This window comes from Myroides odoratimimus (assembly GCF_030326305.1).
Classification (GTDB): Bacteria; Bacteroidota; Bacteroidia; order Flavobacteriales; family Flavobacteriaceae; genus Flavobacterium; species Flavobacterium odoratimimum_A.
Genome location: NZ_JACAKB010000003.1, coordinates 171,954 through 189,485, shown reverse-complemented (window position 1 = coordinate 189,485; position 17,532 = coordinate 171,954). Strand labels below are relative to the sequence as shown.

The window sequence follows — 17,532 nt, the reverse complement described above, 5'->3', positions numbered from 1 at the left end:
ATCGTAATCTAGCTAATGGTTCATTTTATTTTGATAGTAGATGGTTCGGGTAGAGATAGGGTACGCTTTTAGAAAAGACCTCTCATCCCAAGTAAACACTGAATATCTCCGAACAACTTCCGAACGAAAATAAACCAAAACAACACTAAACACTGAATATCAAGAAAATAAATACGAAATAAAAGTGCAAACGAGGTCAAAAAGGGATTATAGAGCCATAAACGCCAAATCTGTTCATTAGTGTCCATTCTGTAATAATCAGCTCAACGGCTTAGGATTACAACTCAAAGATTATGAGCAAAAAAGATGTGCTATGGTACTAAATAAAATGGATTACAAAAAAACCTTAAAACTAACACTGTCATCTTGTCAGTTAGACAAAAAAAAGTATCTTTGTCCCTTAAAGTAAAACATCCTTAAAGTATCTTATGGAAAAGGTAATTGACGAAAATAAACAAGGTACAAGCTTACATTTAGAACAAAAACAAGACAACAAGAAGAAGCTATTCATCGAAAGCTACGGTTGTCAAATGAATTTCTCTGACAGTGAGATTGTAGCATCTATCCTATCTAACGAAGGGTATAATACAACAGACAACTTAGAAGAAGCAGACTTAGTGTTAGTAAACACTTGTTCGATCAGAGATAAAGCAGAACAAACTGTTCGCAAACGTTTAGACCAATACAACCAAGTAAAAAGAAAGAACCCTGGTATGAAGGTAGGTGTTCTAGGATGTATGGCTGAGCGTCTTAAAGCAAAATTCTTAGAAGAAGAAAAAATCGTGGACATGGTAGTAGGTCCTGATGCTTATAAAGATCTTCCTAACTTACTTAAAGACGTAGAAGAAGGTAGAGATGCAATCAACGTGATCTTATCTAAAGATGAGACTTATGGTGATATCTCTCCAGTGCGTCTACAGAGTAATGGGGTGACAGCATTCGTATCTATCACTAGAGGATGTGATAATATGTGTACATTCTGCGTGGTACCATTCACTAGAGGTCGTGAGCGTAGCCGTGATCCACAGAGTATCATAGAAGAAATCACAGACTTACAACAAAGAGGGTTTAAAGAAATCACGTTACTAGGTCAGAACGTAGATAGCTACCTATGGTATGGTGGAGGTCTTAAAAAAGACTTCGATAAAGCTAGCGATATGCAGAAAGCGACAGCTGTAGATTTCGCTCAGCTATTAGACCAGTGTGCTACTACATTCCCTAAGATGCGTTTCCGTTTCTCTACTTCTAACCCTCAAGATATGCATATCGAGGTGATAGAGGCTATCGCTAGACACGAGAATATCTGTAAGTATATCCACCTACCAGTACAGTCTGGAAGTACACGTATCTTACAGGAGATGAACCGTCAGCACACTAGAGAAGAATACATCGAGCTAGTAGATAAGATCTATGCACTGATACCTGATATCTCGTTATCACAAGATATGATCACAGGATTCCCTACAGAGACTGAAGAGGATCACCAGGATACATTATCACTAATGGAACACGTGAGATATGACTTCGGATTTATGTTCGCCTACTCTGAGAGACCAGGTACATTAGCTGCTCGTAAGTTAGAGGATGATGTACCAGAAGAGGTTAAAAAACGTCGTCTTACAGAGATCATCGCTGTACAAAATAAAATCAGCCTTGAGCGTACAAAACGCTTCGTAGGTCAAACGGTAGAAGTACTTATCGAGAAAACGTCTAAGCGTAATGAAGACGAGTGGTCTGGGCGTAACTCTCAGAACACTACAGTAGTATTCCCTAAGGAACACTATAACGTAGGAGACTTCGTGATGGTAGAGATCGCTGACTGTACTTCTGCTACATTAATCGGTAAGGCGGTAGGATACTCTCCTATGCAAGGATAATAAATAGCAATATTTAAAATATAAGAATGGAAAACCTTCAAGTCATAAAACAACGCTTCGAAATTATCGGTAACGATGTCAAACTAAACCGTGCATTGGAAAAAGCTATACAAGTAGCTCCTACTGATATCTCAGTCTTAGTCACTGGAGAGAGTGGTGTGGGTAAAGAAAGTATTCCTAAGATTATACATTCTATGTCTCATCGAAAGCACGGTAAGTTCATCGCGGTGAACTGTGGTGCTATCCCTGAAGGGACGATAGACAGTGAATTATTCGGACACGAAAAAGGGGCTTTTACGGGTGCTATAGGCACTCGTGAAGGTTACTTCGAAGAGGCAAATGGCGGTACAATCTTCTTAGATGAAGTGGGAGAACTACCTCTGACTACTCAGGTAAGACTATTGCGTGTGTTAGAGAATGGAGAATTTATAAAAGTAGGTTCTTCTAAAGTCCAAAAAACAGATATACGCATCATCGCAGCGACTAATGTCAATATGATGGATGCTATCCATAAAGGCAAGTTTAGAGAAGACCTATACTACAGACTGAGTACAGTAGAGATCACCTTACCTCCTCTACGCGAGAGAGGTGAAGATATCCACCTACTGTTCAGAAAGTTTGCTTCTGACTTCTCACATAAGTATAAGATGCCTCCGATAAAACTAGAGCCTGCTGCAGCTGCATACCTTATGCGCTATAGCTGGAATGGTAATATCCGTCAGTTAAGAAACGTAGCAGAGCAGATATCGGTATTAGAGACCAATAGAGATATTTCACTACCTGTACTTCAGGGTTATTTACCTAACCATGACAGACAGTTACCTTCTATCGTGAATGGCCCTAAGGCAGAGTCTGACTTCAGCAATGAACGAGAAATATTGTACAAGGTCTTATTCGACATGAAGAGTGACCTAACTGATCTAAAGAAGCTGACACTAGAGCTACTGCAACACGATAAAGGGACAGTATCCGAAACCAACAAATCTCTTATCCAAAAAATCTATGGTACCAAGAAGGCTGAGCTACCAGAACTGATGGCTCCTCCTAGTACTAATCTAGACATCATCGCTATGGATACTCCGGTATCTCCTAGTGCTAATCTAGGTTTTCACGAGACTGTAGATGACGATGAAGATACGTCTAACTACCTAGAAGCAGAGACCGTAGATGATGAACCTCTAAACTTAGCAAATCAAGAGATAAAGCTAATCAAACTGGCACTAGAGAGACATAATGGCAAGAGAAAGGCTGCTGCCAAAGAACTAAACATCTCGGAGAGAACATTGTATAGAAAAATAAAACAATACGACTTATAGACATGAGAATCAAACAATTATTTGCACTAATATTCATATCTTTATTTTTTACTAGCTGTAAATATTATAACTTTACGGGGACTGGTAAGATAGATGCTAGCTCATTTCAGGTAAACTCATTCCAGAACAATGCTCCTTTAGTAGAGCCTGGTATAGAGCGTACCTTCACAATGTCCTTACAAGATCTTATCCAGAACCAAACTAGCTTAAGTCTTACTAATGCTGATGCGGACTTAGTATATGAGGGAGAAATCGTAGAATATCGTATCAGCCCGATGACAGCTACAGCTGATCAGAGAGCAGCTCAGAACAGACTATATGTGTCTGTGAATGTGCGCTTCTTCAACAAGAAGAAACCTGATGACGACTTCGAAAAGAGATTCTCATTCTACTATGACTATGATGCAAACGTACAGCTAGCAGGAGCTAGTCTTAACACAGCTATCGAGACTATCTATGAGCGTATCACACAAGATGTGTTCAATGAATCATTAGCTAAGTGGTAATTATATAAAAATAAATATCTTGACTCTAAACGAATTAGACATATTGCTCCGTCAACCTCAGCAAATTCAAGAGAGTGACAGTCCTCAGTTAAAACAACTCATAGAGAAGTATCCATACTTTCAGTCTGTGAGAAGTCTTTATCTGAAGAGCTTATATGTACAAAACAGTACAGAGTATAACCTAGAGTTAAAGAGGACTGCAGCGCATACATTAGACAGGGATATTCTTTTTGATTTTATTGTTTCTCCAGAGTTCGTTACCTATACTCCTATCGTCATAGATATGACAGAGTCTACAGCTGCGGAGGAGACCGAAGTACCTACAGAAGAAGAAACAATACAAGAAGCTCCAGAGCCTAAGCTAACCTCTACCGCTATTAAAAGCCTATTACAGTCTATCACCTTCCATGAGATAGATGATAAGGACGAAGCACAAGACCCTGTAAAAGAAGCACCTACAGAAATCTCTACTGAGACTAAAGAGGCTATCACAGGGGATGCTATCGAAACTACACTAGAAGAAAAAGAGACTGTACAGCAAGAAATAGAAAAACTAGAAGAGAAATTAGAAATAGGAAAGCCATTAAACTTCTCAGAAAACGAGAAATTGTCTTTCCAAGAGTGGTTACAATTATCTAGAATAAAGCCGATAGACAGAGAAAATGATTCTATTTTAACAGATTTAGAACAAAAATCAGATATCGAAAAACAAAAAAAAATAGAATTAATAGATAAATTTATAGAAACCAATCCAAAGATAGTTCCTACTAAAAAACCTACCGTAACCCCTGCAAACATTGACACTTCAGTGCAAGAGAACAGTAGTTTAATGACAGAAACGTTGGCAAAAATATACTTAGAACAAAAGAAATATCAGAAAGCAATACAAGCTTATGAAATATTAATTTTGAAATATCCAGAAAAAAGTAGTTTCTTTGCAAACCAAATATTAGATATAAAAGCGTTACAACAACATAATAGTTAACACCATGAACACATTTACAATATTTTTAATCTTAATCGCAATTGTATGTTTTTTACTAATCGTAGTAATTATGGTACAGAATCCTAAAGGTGGAGGATTAGACTCATCTTTCGGTGGATCTACTGTAGCTGGAGGAGTGAAAAATACAAATGATTTCTTAGATAAAAGTACTTGGACATTAGGTGCAGCATTAATCATCTTAATCCTGTTATCATCTACTAGTTTCAGTGGTGGAGCTGCTGGAGATTCTAAATTATTAGACCCTAACGCAGTAGTACCTACTCAAAATCTGACACCAGAGGCTCCTGCTAAGCAAGAAGCTCCTGTGACAACAGAAGAGACTACTCCAACTCAAGAGACTCAAAATCAAGCTGAATAATTTTAGCTTCAAACAATACACAAGATGCCAGCTGTCAAGCTGGCATTTTTTTTTGCCTATAATGTCACTTTTTAGCTTTGGCACACTTTATGCCTTTTGATTATCTATAATAATTAAAAATAATAATTCAATTTCATAAACTATAAAACTATGGCAGTAAATATTAAACCACTTGCAGACAGAGTTCTTATCGAACCATTACCAGCTGAAACTAAAACTGCTTCAGGATTATTCATCCCTGATACAGCTAAAGAAAAACCACAAAGAGGTACTGTAGTAGCTGTAGGAAATGGGACTAAAGATCATGAAATGACAGTAAAAGTAGGAGATACTGTACTATACGGTAAATATGCTGGTACTGATCTAAAATTAGAAGGTACAGACTACCTAATCATGAGAGAAGACGACATCTTAGCAATCGTTTAAAATTGAATCATTAACAACTAAATCCAAAAGAATAAAATGGCAAAAGATATTAAATTCGACATCGAAGCACGCGAAGGTTTAAAACGTGGAGTGGACGCTTTAGCAAATGCAGTAAAAGTAACATTAGGACCAAAAGGAAGAAACGTAATCATCGGTAAATCATTTGGTGCACCTACAGTAACTAAAGATGGTGTGTCTGTAGCTAAAGAAGTTGAGTTAGAGAACACATTAGAGAACATGGGTGCTCAGATGGTGAAAGAGGTTGCTTCTAAAACGAATGACTTAGCTGGTGACGGTACAACTACTGCTACTGTATTAGCTCAAGCTATCGTAAAAGAAGGTCTTAAGAACGTAGCTGCTGGTGCAAACCCTATGGACTTAAAACGCGGTATAGATAAAGCGGTAGAAATCATCGTAGAAGACTTGAGAAAACAATCTCAAGAAGTAGGTGGTTCTATGGATAAGATCAAACAAGTAGCGTCTATCTCTGCTAATAACGATGACTTCATCGGTGAGTTAATCGCTCAAGCATTCGAAAAAGTAGGTAAAGAAGGTGTTATCACTGTAGAAGAAGCTAAAGGTACTGAGACTTATGTAGATGTAGTAGAAGGAATGCAGTTTGACAGAGGATACTTATCTCCATACTTCGTTACAAACTCAGAAAAAATGGAAGTAGATTTAGATACTCCATATATCTTATTATACGACAAGAAAGTATCTTCTCTTAAAGAACTTTTACCAATATTAGAACCAATCGCTCAATCAGGAAAACCTCTATTAATCATCGCTGAAGATGTAGATGGAGAAGCGTTATCTACATTAGTAGTAAACAAGTTAAGAGGAGCATTAAAAATCGCTGCTGTTAAAGCTCCTGGATTCGGAGATAGAAGAAAAGCTATGTTAGAAGATATCGCTATCTTAACAGGTGGTGTAGTTATCTCTGAAGAGCAAGGATATACATTAGAAAATACTACTTTAGAAATGTTAGGTACTTGTAAGAGAGTTAACATCGATAAAGACAATACTACTATCGTGAGTGGTGACGGTGAAGCTGATATGATCAAAAACAGAATCAACCAAATCAAAGCTCAAATGGAAACTACTACTTCTGACTATGACAGAGAGAAGTTACAAGAGCGCTTAGCTAAGTTAGCTGGTGGTGTAGCTGTATTATACGTAGGTGCTCCATCTGAAGTAGAGATGAAAGAGAAGAAAGATCGCGTAGATGACGCTCTTCACGCTACTAGAGCTGCTGTAGAAGAAGGTATCGTAGCTGGTGGAGGTGTTGCTTTACTAAGAGCTAAAAACACTCTTGTTAATATCAATGCTGAGAATGCTGACGAAGAAACAGGTATCGCTATCATTGCAAAAGCTGTAGAAGCTCCATTGAGAACTATTGTGGAGAATGCTGGATTAGAAGGTTCTGTAGTTGTTTCTAAAGTATTAGAAGGAAAAGAAAACTTCGGATACAATGCTAAAACAAACGAGTATGTAGATATGCTTAACGCTGGTGTAATCGATCCTAAGAAAGTAACTAGAGTAGCTTTAGAAAACGCTGCTTCTGTAGCTGGTATGATCTTAATCACTGAGTGTGCATTAGTAGATATTAAAGATGACAGCGCTGCTGCTATGCCTATGGGTGGTGGTATGCCAGGTATGATGTAATACCTTATCTTATTTCAATATTATATAAGAGGTTGTCCAAAAGACAGCCTCTTATTTTTTATCTTACCAATAATAACAAAAAAAAGGCTTAGTGTACTGAATACACTAAGCCTTTTTTTATCACTTATTTAAACTTCTTACTTAGAAGTAATTTCTTTTAAATCTGCAATAGTTGCAATAGGATCTGCAGCACTGAACACAAAGTTACCTGCTACTAATGCATCTACTCCAGCATCTACTAGAGCCTTTGCATTTTTATTGTTCACTCCTCCATCTATTTCTATCATTACAGTTGCTCCCTTAGCATCTATCATTGCCTTTAGTTTACGCACTTTCTCATACGTATTCTCTATAAAGCTCTGTCCTCCAAAGCCAGGATTAACACTCATGACAAGTACTAAATCTAAGTCTTGTATGATATCTTCTAATACACTTACTGGTGTATGTGGATTAAGAGCTACACCAGCTTTCATCCCTTCAGCTTTGATAGCTTGTACTGTGCGGTGTAGGTGTGTACATGCTTCATAATGCACAGTTAAAATATCTGCTCCTAGCTCCTTAAATGTCTTAATATAACGATCAGGGTCTACTATCATTAAGTGAACGTCCAATGTCTTCTTAGCATGCTTATTAATAGCAGCTAAAACTGGCATCCCAAAAGAGATATTTGGTACAAATACTCCATCCATAATATCTATGTGAAACCAATCTGCTTGACTGTTATTCACCATTTCAATATCTCTCTGAAGATTAGCAAAGTCTGCTGCTAATACTGAAGGTGCTATAATCGTATTTTTCATATAATTGTGTTGTTTGTACAAAGATAAAAAAAATCCCAACAGCGAAGGCTCTTGGGATGTATATTGCTTATTGTTTAATAATTTCTACTTCGAATAATTCTGAGAAATACTTGATGATTTTAGCTCTTACCTCATCTTCATCTACCTGCTCCACACCTAATTCAACATTCAGAGAAGTAACTCCCTTACCTCGAATACCACATGGAATAATATTGTCAAAATAACCTAAATCTGAATTAACATTTAAAGCGAAACCATGCATCGTCACCCAGCGAGAAGCTCTTACGCCCATCGCACATATCTTACGCGCGAAAGGTGTCCCTACTCCTAACCACACTCCTGTCTCGCCCTCACTTCTACTAGACTCTATACCATAATCTTTTAAAACTAAAATAATAGTCTCTTCTAATAGACGTAGATATTTATGAATATCGGTAAAAAAGTTCTCCAAGTCTAAGATAGGATATCCTACTACCTGACCAGGCCCGTGATAAGTAATATCTCCTCCTCTATTAATCTTATAGAATGTAGCTCCTTTTGCTTTTAACTGTTCATCGTTTAAAAGCATATTGTGTACATCACCACTTTTTCCTAATGTATAAACATGTGGATGCTCTACAAATAATAAATAATTATCAGTATCATCTGAACGTTCTTCTCTTCTATTTCTAATTTTGACATCTAAAATAGATTGAAATACTTCTTCTTGGTAATCCCACGTTTCTTTATAATCTTTCTCGCCTAAATCTATAAGCTTTACTTTTTTATTCATTGTGTTGTCTGTTATTTATTGTATTTAGGATTATTAAGTATGACTAATGCCGCAATAACTCCTGGTACCCAACCTGCAATAGTCAAAAGTGTTACAATCAAAATAGATCCACATCCTTTGTCTAAAACTGCTAAAGGTGGCAAAAAAATAGATAATAATACTCTTCCTAAACTCATGACTAAATAATTTTGTTTGATACAAATTTCGGCATTTTTTAGTCAACTCCCTCGTTAATGAAGTTAAAATGATGAGGCCTACTTTGTTTTATTACAAAGTATTGCAAATTAAGTCGTTTTATAGCGAATACTAATTGTCGCATTTTCAAAGATTAACTATATTTGCCTTTTAAATTAATTTACAGTTATTATGCAACTTTCAGAACAAGAAATCATCAGAAGAGAAAAGCTGAGCAAGTTACAAGAGCTTGGTGTGAATCCCTATCCTGCTAATCTATTTCCAGTAGACCATACATCTAAGGAAATAAAGAACGATTTTGAAGAAGGTAAGAAGGTTATCGTGGCTGGTAGATTAATGTCTTCAAGAATACAAGGAAAAGCTTCTTTTGCAACTATTCAAGATAGCGAAGGGAAGATTCAGTTATATATCAATCGTGATGAGTTATGCCCAGGAGAGGACAAAACTCTTTACAATGAGATTTACAAAAAACTTATTGACTTAGGTGACTTCATTGGTATCGAAGGAGAGTTATTCACTACACAAGTAGGAGAAAAAACAGTACGTGTACAAGGATTACAACTATTAAGTAAATCTTTACGCCCACTTCCATTACCAAAAACGGATGCAGAAGGAAATACGTTTGACGCTTTTACAGATCCAGAATTGCGTTATAGAATGCGTTATGTTGATTTAGTGGTAAACCCATTAAATAAAGATATCTTCATTAAACGTACGAAGTTATTCAACGCTATGCGTCAGTTCTTTAATGAAGCTGGTTATATGGAAGTAGAGACTCCTGTATTACAGTCTATCCCTGGTGGAGCTTCTGCTCGTCCATTCATCACTCACCACAATGCGTTAGACATTCCATTATACTTGAGAATTGCTAATGAATTGTACTTAAAACGTCTTATCGTTGGTGGTTTTGACGGAGTGTATGAGTTCTCTAAAAACTTCCGTAACGAAGGAATGGACAGAACACACAACCCAGAGTTTACAGCTATGGAAATCTATGTAGCTTATAAAGACTACAACTGGATGATGGAGTTTACAGAGCGCTTATTAGAGTTCTGTGCTATCGCTGTTAACGGAACGACTAAAGCTACTTTCGGAGAACACGAAATCGACTTTAAAGCTCCTTACAAACGTATCACGATGGCAGACTCTATTAAGGAGTTTACAGGATTTGATATCACTGGTAAATCAGAAGATGAGATACGTCAAGCTGCTTTAGGCATGGGTATCCCAGTAGATGAAACAATGGGTAAAGGAAAGCTTATCGACGAAATCTTTGGAGAGAAATGTGAAGGAAACTACATTCAACCAACATACATTACTGACTATCCAAAAGAAATGTCTCCATTGACAAAAGCACATAGAGATAATCCAGAATTGACAGAGCGTTTTGAGCTAATGGTTTGTGGTAAAGAGATTGCTAATGCTTACTCTGAGCTTAATGACCCTATCGACCAAAGAGAGCGCTTCGAAGCTCAAATGGCTTTAGCTGATCGTGGAGATGATGAAGCGATGTTTATCGACCAAGACTTCTTACGTGCTTTAGAATATGGTATGCCTCCTACATCAGGATTAGGTATCGGTATGGATCGTTTAATTATGTTCTTAACAAACAATCCATCTATTCAAGAAGTATTATTCTTCCCTCAAATGAGACCAGAAAAAACAACTCCTTCAGTAGAGTTATCAGATGAAGAGAAAATCATTATTCAGATATTAGAAAACAATGACAATAAAGTAGAATTAGGTTCTTTAAAAGAACAAGCTGCTTTAAGTGGTAAAAAATGGGATAAAGCAATGAAAGGACTTGCTTCTCACAATCTTACTAAAGTAGAAACTGAAGGTGATACAAAATATGTAGTGTACCAACACTAAGAAATAAAAAAAACGAGACTTAATAGTCTCGTTTTTTTTATACTTATATTTAAGAGTCAGTCGCTCTCCTTAAAATATATATCTATGTTCTCTAACTAGTCATTACATTTTATTCAAGAAAATGACTTGCGATAATGATCTGGTGTAATCCCTTCTTGTTTTTTAAAGAATGTAACAAAGTAAGATGTGCTATCAAAGCACAATTCTTGTGCAATCTCATTGACATTAAATGTGCTAAACTGTAACAGTCTCTTTGCCTCTACCACAATGCGCTGACGAACTAGTTGTCCTGCTGTTATGCCTCGTTCCTGTTTGCAAAGTTTATTGAGGTAATTAGGAGTCACACAGAGCTTCTCAGCGTAAAAAGAAGGCGTTTTAGCCTCTTTAAAGTGAACTTCGACTAAATCCATAAAAGCAAGAATACGATCGTTATAACTAGCCTTATTGTACTCTATCGCAAGATGCTGATCATCTTCATCCACACTCTGCAACTCACATAACAATATATTTAAATAAGAACGCAGAACCTTCATTCGATATACTCTATCAGTACCGTACTCTCCCAACATCATATCCACCAACAACACTACCTTAGCACGTACACTTTCGCTCACTATTTGCTGAGAAGCGCTATCCAATTGAAAGAAATCAAAATAACGCAATATGTTCTCATGATAGCGCTGAGAAAAGAAAGAATCTTCAAAACCTATGAATATACCAGTACACTCACCATTGAATTGCATCTGTACAATATCTCCTGGTTTTATAAAGTAAACGCTTGACTGATAATCAACATAATCAACTCCATTAATCTTAATAGAATAGTTCCCACTATACACAAAGACAATCATGTAAAAGTTAGCCCTAAAACTATCTTTTAATAAAGGATAAGCATTGCCTAAGGCACTTATTGATTTAATAAAAAATGAAGACTGATCCTGTGTAAAATAATTGATAGAAAAGGATTTTATAATCTTAGTTGACATAAGAATCTTTAATTAATATTATACATAAGCTCATTGACCACACTATTATAAATTAGTTGATCAAATAATTATATTATAAATAATAATTAAACGAGGGGAGGACGTAGATCCTGACGACTAAATAATGAGGAATATAAATTATTATATCTATCGTAAACCTTATGAACACCTTTTATATCAAAATTAGGTGTAGGTAGTTCAGATTTATAATCAACATACATCAAAACAAAAGCAATATTATATACCTGCTTAACAGCATCTTTCTTTTGTTCTTCCTTAGCGATTTTAGCTAATTCTTGCATTAGATAACACTGTCCATTACAATGCATCTCAGGCTTATCTTGATTCACACATAAAAAAGTAGCAATATAATCATAGTCTACCAGATAGTCTACCAAAGGCACTACTGGTCTAAATACTAATAAGGATATGATTATAAATAAAAACTTTCTCACAATACAAATATACACTAACCTAAGGTATAAAAAAAAGCGTTACCTAAATAGTAACGCTTCTAATCTATATTATCCTAAATAAGTTTTTAAGATTTTACTTCTAGACGTATGTTTTAATCTACGAATAGCTTTCTCTTTAATCTGTCTAACACGCTCTCTTGTAAGATCGAATGTTTCTCCTATTTCTTCTAATGTCATAGGATGTTGATCACCTAAACCGAAGTATAAACGTACAACGTCAGCTTCTCTAGGAGTCAAAGTTTCTAATGCTCTCTCGATTTCAGTTCTAAGAGACTCATGAATAAGCTCTCTATCTGGATTAGGAGACTCACCTGAACGCAATACATCGTATAAGTTAGAATCTTCTCCTTCTACTAACGGAGCATCCATTGATAAATGACGACCAGAGTTTTTCATACTCTCTTTTACATCATTTACAGTCATATCAAGTTCTACAGCGATTTCTTCTGCTGAAGGTGGACGTTCATTAGATTGCTCTAATAAAGCATACATCTTATTAATTTTATTAATAGAACCGATCTTGTTCAATGGTAAACGTACGATACGAGATTGTTCTGCTAAAGCTGATAAAATCGACTGACGAATCCACCATACTGCATAAGAAATGAATTTAAATCCTCGTGTCTCATCAAAACGCTGTGCAGCTTTGATCAGACCTAAGTTTCCTTCATTAATTAAATCGGGTAATGTCAATCCTTGATTTTGATATTGCTTTGCCACCGATACTACGAAACGTAAGTTTGCTTTCGTTAATTTCTCAAGTGCTCTTTGATCCCCTGCTTTGATTCGTTGCGCTAACTCTACTTCCTCATCCGCAGTAATTAAATCTACTTTACCAATTTCTTGCAAGTACTTATCTAGAGAAGCGGTCTCACGATTCGTTACCTGCTTGGTAATTTTAAGTTGTCTCATATTATTTCTATCCTTATTTTTGCTATGATGTGCTCTTCACACATTAGTTATACGTATACTTTTACTAAAAGGTTACAACATTTTTAAAAATATTTTTTAACCTCACTTTATCTACACAAAAAAAGCGCCACAAAATCAAAATCCTGTAGCGCTAACTCTATTTTATAAAAATTATAACTCTTTTATCTTAGTAGTAATTCTCTTTACTTAATTCTAACTCATCTACCTCTACCTCATCTAGATACCTTTCTAAGCTATCATCTAACTCCTTCATCCATGGTGTATGATGCTCTTCTGCTGTAACACCTGTCATCACAGAAGTATATACTTTATCTCTATAATTTAGAATATTAGTCTCTTTATCATTTAACCAACTTTTAAACATCTCCGCCACTCTATCTAGATCAAATGTAGGATAATCTGTCATTTCTATCAATTCTTTGATATAATCAGTCTGGAAGTCTACATGCTCTTCTCCTGTTACAGATTTTTTTTCACGCTCTACCCATTTAGCGATATCCTTATCCCTTGCTTCTTTGTTAGGTAAAGTAATACGTCCTAACATATAATCTCTAGCAAACCAAGCTTGCGTATCGAACATATTGAACGTATAATACTGATCTTGCATCCCTAAAAAGATTAGTCGCTCATTCTCATTGAACACCACTCCTTTATACAGATTATCTGGATACAAATTATTCTTTGTCTTTAACCTTAAATTATCTGGTAGAAACGGAAACTTATGTTGGTATCCAGTACACAGAATTACTGCGTCATATTCTTTCTTAGAACCATCTTTAAAGTGAGCCACATTATCCTCGAAATGTGTCACAATTGGTTTCTCCTCAATCCCCTTAGGCCATTTAGCTCCTATAGGATTGGTTCTATACGAAATAGTAACTGATCTACTACCGTGTTTAAAACACTGTACACCGATATCCTCAGCAGAATAACTACTTCCTATCAATAAAATATCTTTATCTATAAACTGATCTGCTCCTCTAAAATCGTGCGCATGCATCACTGTTCCAGGGAAGCTATCTATTCCTTTAAAATAAGGCATATTTGGTGTTGAGAAGTGTCCAGTTCCCACTACTAAGTAATCGAAATATTCCTCAAAGGTTTCATTCTTTACTAAGTCATCAAATATGACCCTAAACTGTTTCTTGTCTTCCAGGTAATCTACCCATCTAGCCACGGTATTAAACTTGATAAAATCTCTTGCATTACTCTGCTTAATACGCCCTTGGATATAATCGAATAACACCTCTCTCGGTGGGTATGAAGATATAGGTTGTTTAAAGTGCTCCATAAAAGTATAATCAGAGAACTCTAAACACTCTTTAGGTCCATTAGACCATAAGTATTTATACATACTCCCGTGTATTGGTTCTCCATATTTTCCTACACCTGTACGCCAAGTATAGTTCCACATTCCTCCCCAATTATCTTGCTTTTCATAACATTTAATCTCTGGAATAGGGTTACCTTTTTTTTGTTCTGACTCGAACGCACGTAACATGGCTAATCCACTCGGACCAGCACCAATAATTCCAACTTTTAAATTTAACATAACTACATAACGAATTTGTCCTCACTATAAAGTGAAGAAATTAATAAAATGATTATCACTGATTGCTCAGCCGAGATAGAATACCACATGTTCGTATTCTATAATAGATACACCTAATAAGCGATGTACATTAGGCAGCATAATTATATGCTGAAAATAAGGTCAAGTATATCAAACTTGAATTTGGATAGGAGTTGAATACACATGCTAGAAATATATAAGCATGCCATCCCCTATTAACGTTAATTGCTAATATAATACAAATTAATGACTTAACCAAAAAACACCATTATTAACCGAAAAAACACAACTATCACAATGACAATAATCAACAGTTTACAATGTAGATATGAAAAGAAGAAACAAGATATACTAACATATATCCAAAATACTCCCCCACAGACTAGCTATCTCATAAAAATGAACACAAAAAAAAGGACACCTATTACTAGATGTCCTTTATATAATAAAAAGAATTACTCTTATTTATTTTCTTGTTTTGGAGCCGCGTCTTTTTTCTCTTCTCTAGGAGGACGTGGCATTAAAGCTTTACGAGATACTTTAGCTTTTTTAGTTTTAGGGTCTATACCTAAATACTTAACATCTAATTCATCTCCCATTTTAAGAACATCAGATACATTCTCAATACGTTTCCAATCTAATTCAGATACGTGAAGTAAAGTTTCTTTACCTGGTACAAATTCTACTACTGCACCGAAGTCAAGCATCTTAACCACTTTCACATGGTAAGTCTCACCTTCTACTGGAGAGAAAGTAGTGTTGCTAATAGCAGCTAATGCTCTATCCATACCTGCTTGATCAGTACCTAATACTTCGATGATACCATAATCACCTTCTTCGTTAATAACGATAGTAGTACCAGTTTCTGCTTGAAGCGCTTGGATGTTTTTACCACCTGGTCCGATAACTGCACCGATAAAGTCTTTAGGAATTGTAACAGTAACAATCTTAGGAGCTTTAGGTTTAACAGTAGGATTAGGTACAGCGATAGTCTCTTGTAATAATCCTAAGATATGCATACGACCATCAAGAGCTTGTTTTAACGCTTGCTCCATGATATCATAAGCTAATCCTTCGATCTTAATATCCATTTGACATGCAGTGATACCATCTTTAGTACCAGTAACTTTAAAGTCCATATCTCCTAAGTGATCCTCATCACCTAAGATATCAGACAATACAGCCCAACGTCCAGTTTTTGCATCAGAGATAAGTCCCATTGCAATACCTGAAACTGGTTTTTCAATTTGAATACCTGCATCCATTAATGCTAGAGTACCAGCACATACAGTAGCCATAGAAGAAGAACCGTTAGACTCTAATACCTCAGATACTAAACGAATAGTATAAGGACAGTCTGCAGGGATCATGTTTTTCAAAGCACGTTGTGCTAAGTTACCATGACCTACCTCTCTACGAGAAGTACCTCTTAATGGTTTTGCCTCACCTGTAGAGAATGGAGGGAAGTTATAATGTAAGTAGAACTTCTCTTCACCTTGCTCACTTGGTAAGTCGATAATATTCGCATCTCTTGATGTACCTAGTGTTACAGTAGCTAACGCTTGCGTTTCACCACGTGTAAAGATAGAAGATCCATGCACTGAAGGTAAGTAATCTACTTCACTCCAGATAGGACGAATCTCAGTAGTCTTACGACCATCAAGACGAATGTTTTGATCTAAAATAAGGTTACGTACGGCCTCTTTTTGAGTTTTCTTAAAGTATGTACTGATTAGTTCAGCTTTCTCTTCTAAATCTTCCTCAGAGAATAAAGCTTTAACTTCTTCATACACCTCAGCGAATTTCTCTCCACGCTCAGCTTTAGCACTAGCGTGAGAAGCTATGTCATACAATTTAGCATACGCTGCATCATGTACGATTTTCTCCACCTCTGCATCAGTTGCTTCTGGTTCGTACTCACGGTAAGTAAGTCCTAATGCAGCACGCATTTTCTCTTGAGCTTCGATTTGAACTTTAATCGCTTCATGAGCAAACTTAATTGCATCAATCATCTCTTGTTCTGAGATTTCTTTCATCTCACCCTCCACCATACATACAGAGTCTTTAGATGCACCGATCATCATATCAAGATCAGATGCGTCTAGTTGTTCTCTAGATGGATTGATGATGAACTGCCCATCAACGCGAGCAACTCTTACCTCAGAAATAGAATTATAAAATGGAATATCTGACACTGCTAATGCTGCAGAAGCAGCTAATCCAGCTAATGCATCAGGCATTACATTTTCGTCATGAGACATTAATTGAATCATAACTTGTGTTTCTGCGTGATAGTCATCTGGGAACAATGGACGTAAACAACGGTCTACTAAACGCATTGTTAACACCTCTTGGTCACTCGGACGAGCCTCACGTTTAAAAAAGCCTCCTGGAAAACGTCCAGCAGCAGAAAATTTTTCTCTGTAATCTACAGTTAAAGGAAGGAAGTCTACACCAGGGTTAGCAGTTCTCGCTGATACAGCTGTAGCTAAAAGCATACAGTCTCCCATACGAACAACTACAGAACCATCTGCTTGTTTCGCTAATTTCCCAGTTTCGATCGAGATGCTACGGCCATCTCCTAAATCGATAATCTCTTTAGTTACCTTAGGAATCATAATAAATTAATACTTTAGGGTTTCTGTCTCTCCGAAGAGAGACATTAATAATTGTGTGTTGTGTTGTGTGTGTTGTTGTGTAGTTGTATGAAACCCAATGAAAAACCAGACTTTTTCTGCAAAAAGGCTAAAAAGAAAAAGAGGCGCACAAAG

General features: G+C 36.3%; 16 protein-coding genes. 8 read left to right on the top strand and 8 right to left on the bottom strand.

Annotated features, from left to right (window positions below; translation table 11 throughout):
- Positions 1 to 428 precede the first annotated feature (428 nt).
- The 7 genes from miaB (at position 429) to groL (ending at position 7,154) form a co-directional block, all read left to right on the top strand.
- The gene (gene miaB, locus HX049_RS04195) at positions 429 to 1,877 is read left to right on the top strand and encodes a tRNA (N6-isopentenyl adenosine(37)-C2)-methylthiotransferase MiaB (RefSeq protein ID WP_286414290.1); all 1,449 of its coding nucleotides are present in this window, start codon (positions 429 to 431) and stop codon (positions 1,875 to 1,877) included.
- A 26-nt stretch (positions 1,878 to 1,903) separates the two neighbouring features.
- A complete protein-coding gene (locus HX049_RS04190) occupies positions 1,904 to 3,193 on the top strand; it encodes a sigma-54 interaction domain-containing protein (RefSeq protein ID WP_131540277.1) in 1,290 nt (429 codons plus the stop codon).
- 2 nt (positions 3,194 to 3,195) lie between these two features.
- Positions 3,196 to 3,699, top strand: a complete 504-nt coding sequence (locus HX049_RS04185; protein ID WP_006259656.1) for an LptE family protein — start codon at positions 3,196 to 3,198, stop codon at positions 3,697 to 3,699.
- Positions 3,700 to 3,718: 19 nt separating this feature from the next.
- On the top strand, positions 3,719 to 4,684 hold the full coding sequence (locus tag HX049_RS04180; RefSeq protein ID WP_286414289.1) for a tetratricopeptide repeat protein: 966 nt from the start codon (positions 3,719 to 3,721) through the stop codon (positions 4,682 to 4,684).
- Positions 4,685 to 4,688: 4 nt separating this feature from the next.
- On the top strand, positions 4,689 to 5,063 hold the full coding sequence (secG, locus tag HX049_RS04175; RefSeq protein ID WP_131540279.1) for a preprotein translocase subunit SecG: 375 nt from the start codon (positions 4,689 to 4,691) through the stop codon (positions 5,061 to 5,063).
- 150 nt (positions 5,064 to 5,213) lie between these two features.
- A complete protein-coding gene (locus HX049_RS04170) occupies positions 5,214 to 5,489 on the top strand; it encodes a co-chaperone GroES (protein ID WP_006266878.1) in 276 nt (91 codons plus the stop codon).
- Between the two features lie 36 nt (positions 5,490 to 5,525).
- Positions 5,526 to 7,154, top strand: a complete 1,629-nt coding sequence (gene groL, locus HX049_RS04165; protein WP_286414288.1) for a chaperonin GroEL — start codon at positions 5,526 to 5,528, stop codon at positions 7,152 to 7,154.
- Between the two features lie 137 nt (positions 7,155 to 7,291).
- On the opposite strand, the gene rpe is transcribed toward groL, so the two are convergent.
- From rpe to HX049_RS04150, 3 genes are all read right to left on the bottom strand, one after another.
- On the bottom strand, positions 7,292 to 7,954 hold the full coding sequence (rpe, locus tag HX049_RS04160; RefSeq protein ID WP_286414286.1) for a ribulose-phosphate 3-epimerase: 663 nt from the start codon (positions 7,952 to 7,954) through the stop codon (positions 7,292 to 7,294).
- A gap of 67 nt (positions 7,955 to 8,021) precedes the next feature.
- A complete protein-coding gene (lipB, locus tag HX049_RS04155) occupies positions 8,022 to 8,726 on the bottom strand; it encodes a lipoyl(octanoyl) transferase LipB (RefSeq protein WP_286414284.1) in 705 nt (234 codons plus the stop codon).
- A gap of 11 nt (positions 8,727 to 8,737) precedes the next feature.
- Positions 8,738 to 8,902 carry a YqaE/Pmp3 family membrane protein gene (locus tag HX049_RS04150; RefSeq protein WP_006259663.1) on the bottom strand — a complete coding sequence of 55 codons (165 nt, stop codon included), beginning with the start codon at positions 8,900 to 8,902 and terminating at the stop codon, positions 8,738 to 8,740.
- 190 nt (positions 8,903 to 9,092) lie between these two features.
- On the opposite strand from HX049_RS04150, the gene lysS reads away from it, so the two are divergent.
- Positions 9,093 to 10,793: a lysine--tRNA ligase gene (gene lysS / locus HX049_RS04145; protein WP_286414283.1), complete on the top strand. Its 1,701-nt coding sequence runs from the start codon at positions 9,093 to 9,095 to the stop codon at positions 10,791 to 10,793.
- Between the two features lie 113 nt (positions 10,794 to 10,906).
- On the opposite strand, the gene HX049_RS04140 is transcribed toward lysS, so the two are convergent.
- From HX049_RS04140 to HX049_RS04120, 5 genes are all read right to left on the bottom strand, one after another.
- Positions 10,907 to 11,779, bottom strand: coding sequence for an AraC family transcriptional regulator (locus tag HX049_RS04140; protein ID WP_225581487.1), 873 nt, complete (start codon positions 11,777 to 11,779; stop codon positions 10,907 to 10,909).
- An 86-nt stretch (positions 11,780 to 11,865) separates the two neighbouring features.
- A complete protein-coding gene (locus HX049_RS04135) occupies positions 11,866 to 12,234 on the bottom strand; it encodes a hypothetical protein (protein WP_225581486.1) in 369 nt (122 codons plus the stop codon).
- 69 nt (positions 12,235 to 12,303) lie between these two features.
- The gene (locus HX049_RS04130) at positions 12,304 to 13,167 is read right to left on the bottom strand and encodes a sigma-70 family RNA polymerase sigma factor (RefSeq protein WP_002987652.1); all 864 of its coding nucleotides are present in this window, start codon (positions 13,165 to 13,167) and stop codon (positions 12,304 to 12,306) included.
- A 187-nt stretch (positions 13,168 to 13,354) separates the two neighbouring features.
- Positions 13,355 to 14,740: an NAD(P)-binding domain-containing protein gene (locus tag HX049_RS04125; protein WP_286414280.1), complete on the bottom strand. Its 1,386-nt coding sequence runs from the start codon at positions 14,738 to 14,740 to the stop codon at positions 13,355 to 13,357.
- Between the two features lie 482 nt (positions 14,741 to 15,222).
- Positions 15,223 to 17,379, bottom strand: a complete 2,157-nt coding sequence (locus HX049_RS04120) for a polyribonucleotide nucleotidyltransferase (protein ID WP_286414279.1) — start codon at positions 17,377 to 17,379, stop codon at positions 15,223 to 15,225.
- Positions 17,380 to 17,532 lie beyond the last annotated feature (153 nt).

Excerpts from the sequence above, each read along its gene's own strand:
- miaB (WP_286414290.1), top strand. The coding sequence starts at position 429 with ATGGAAAAGGTAATTGACGAAAATAAACAAGGTACAAGCTTACATTTA.
- HX049_RS04190 (WP_131540277.1), top strand. The coding sequence starts at position 1,904 with ATGGAAAACCTTCAAGTCATAAAACAACGCTTCGAAATTATCGGTAAC.
- HX049_RS04185 (WP_006259656.1), top strand. The coding sequence starts at position 3,196 with ATGAGAATCAAACAATTATTTGCACTAATATTCATATCTTTATTTTTT.
- secG (WP_131540279.1), top strand. The coding sequence starts at position 4,689 with ATGAACACATTTACAATATTTTTAATCTTAATCGCAATTGTATGTTTT.
- HX049_RS04170 (WP_006266878.1), top strand. The coding sequence starts at position 5,214 with ATGGCAGTAAATATTAAACCACTTGCAGACAGAGTTCTTATCGAACCA.
- groL (WP_286414288.1), top strand. The coding sequence starts at position 5,526 with ATGGCAAAAGATATTAAATTCGACATCGAAGCACGCGAAGGTTTAAAA.
- rpe (WP_286414286.1), bottom strand. The coding sequence starts at position 7,954 with ATGAAAAATACGATTATAGCACCTTCAGTATTAGCAGCAGACTTTGCT.
- lipB (WP_286414284.1), bottom strand. The coding sequence starts at position 8,726 with ATGAATAAAAAAGTAAAGCTTATAGATTTAGGCGAGAAAGATTATAAA.
- HX049_RS04150 (WP_006259663.1), bottom strand. The coding sequence starts at position 8,902 with ATGAGTTTAGGAAGAGTATTATTATCTATTTTTTTGCCACCTTTAGCA.
- lysS (WP_286414283.1), top strand. The coding sequence starts at position 9,093 with ATGCAACTTTCAGAACAAGAAATCATCAGAAGAGAAAAGCTGAGCAAG.
- HX049_RS04140 (WP_225581487.1), bottom strand. The coding sequence starts at position 11,779 with ATGTCAACTAAGATTATAAAATCCTTTTCTATCAATTATTTTACACAG.
- HX049_RS04130 (WP_002987652.1), bottom strand. The coding sequence starts at position 13,167 with ATGAGACAACTTAAAATTACCAAGCAGGTAACGAATCGTGAGACCGCT.
- HX049_RS04125 (WP_286414280.1), bottom strand. The coding sequence starts at position 14,740 with ATGTTAAATTTAAAAGTTGGAATTATTGGTGCTGGTCCGAGTGGATTA.
- HX049_RS04120 (WP_286414279.1), bottom strand. The coding sequence starts at position 17,379 with ATGATTCCTAAGGTAACTAAAGAGATTATCGATTTAGGAGATGGCCGT.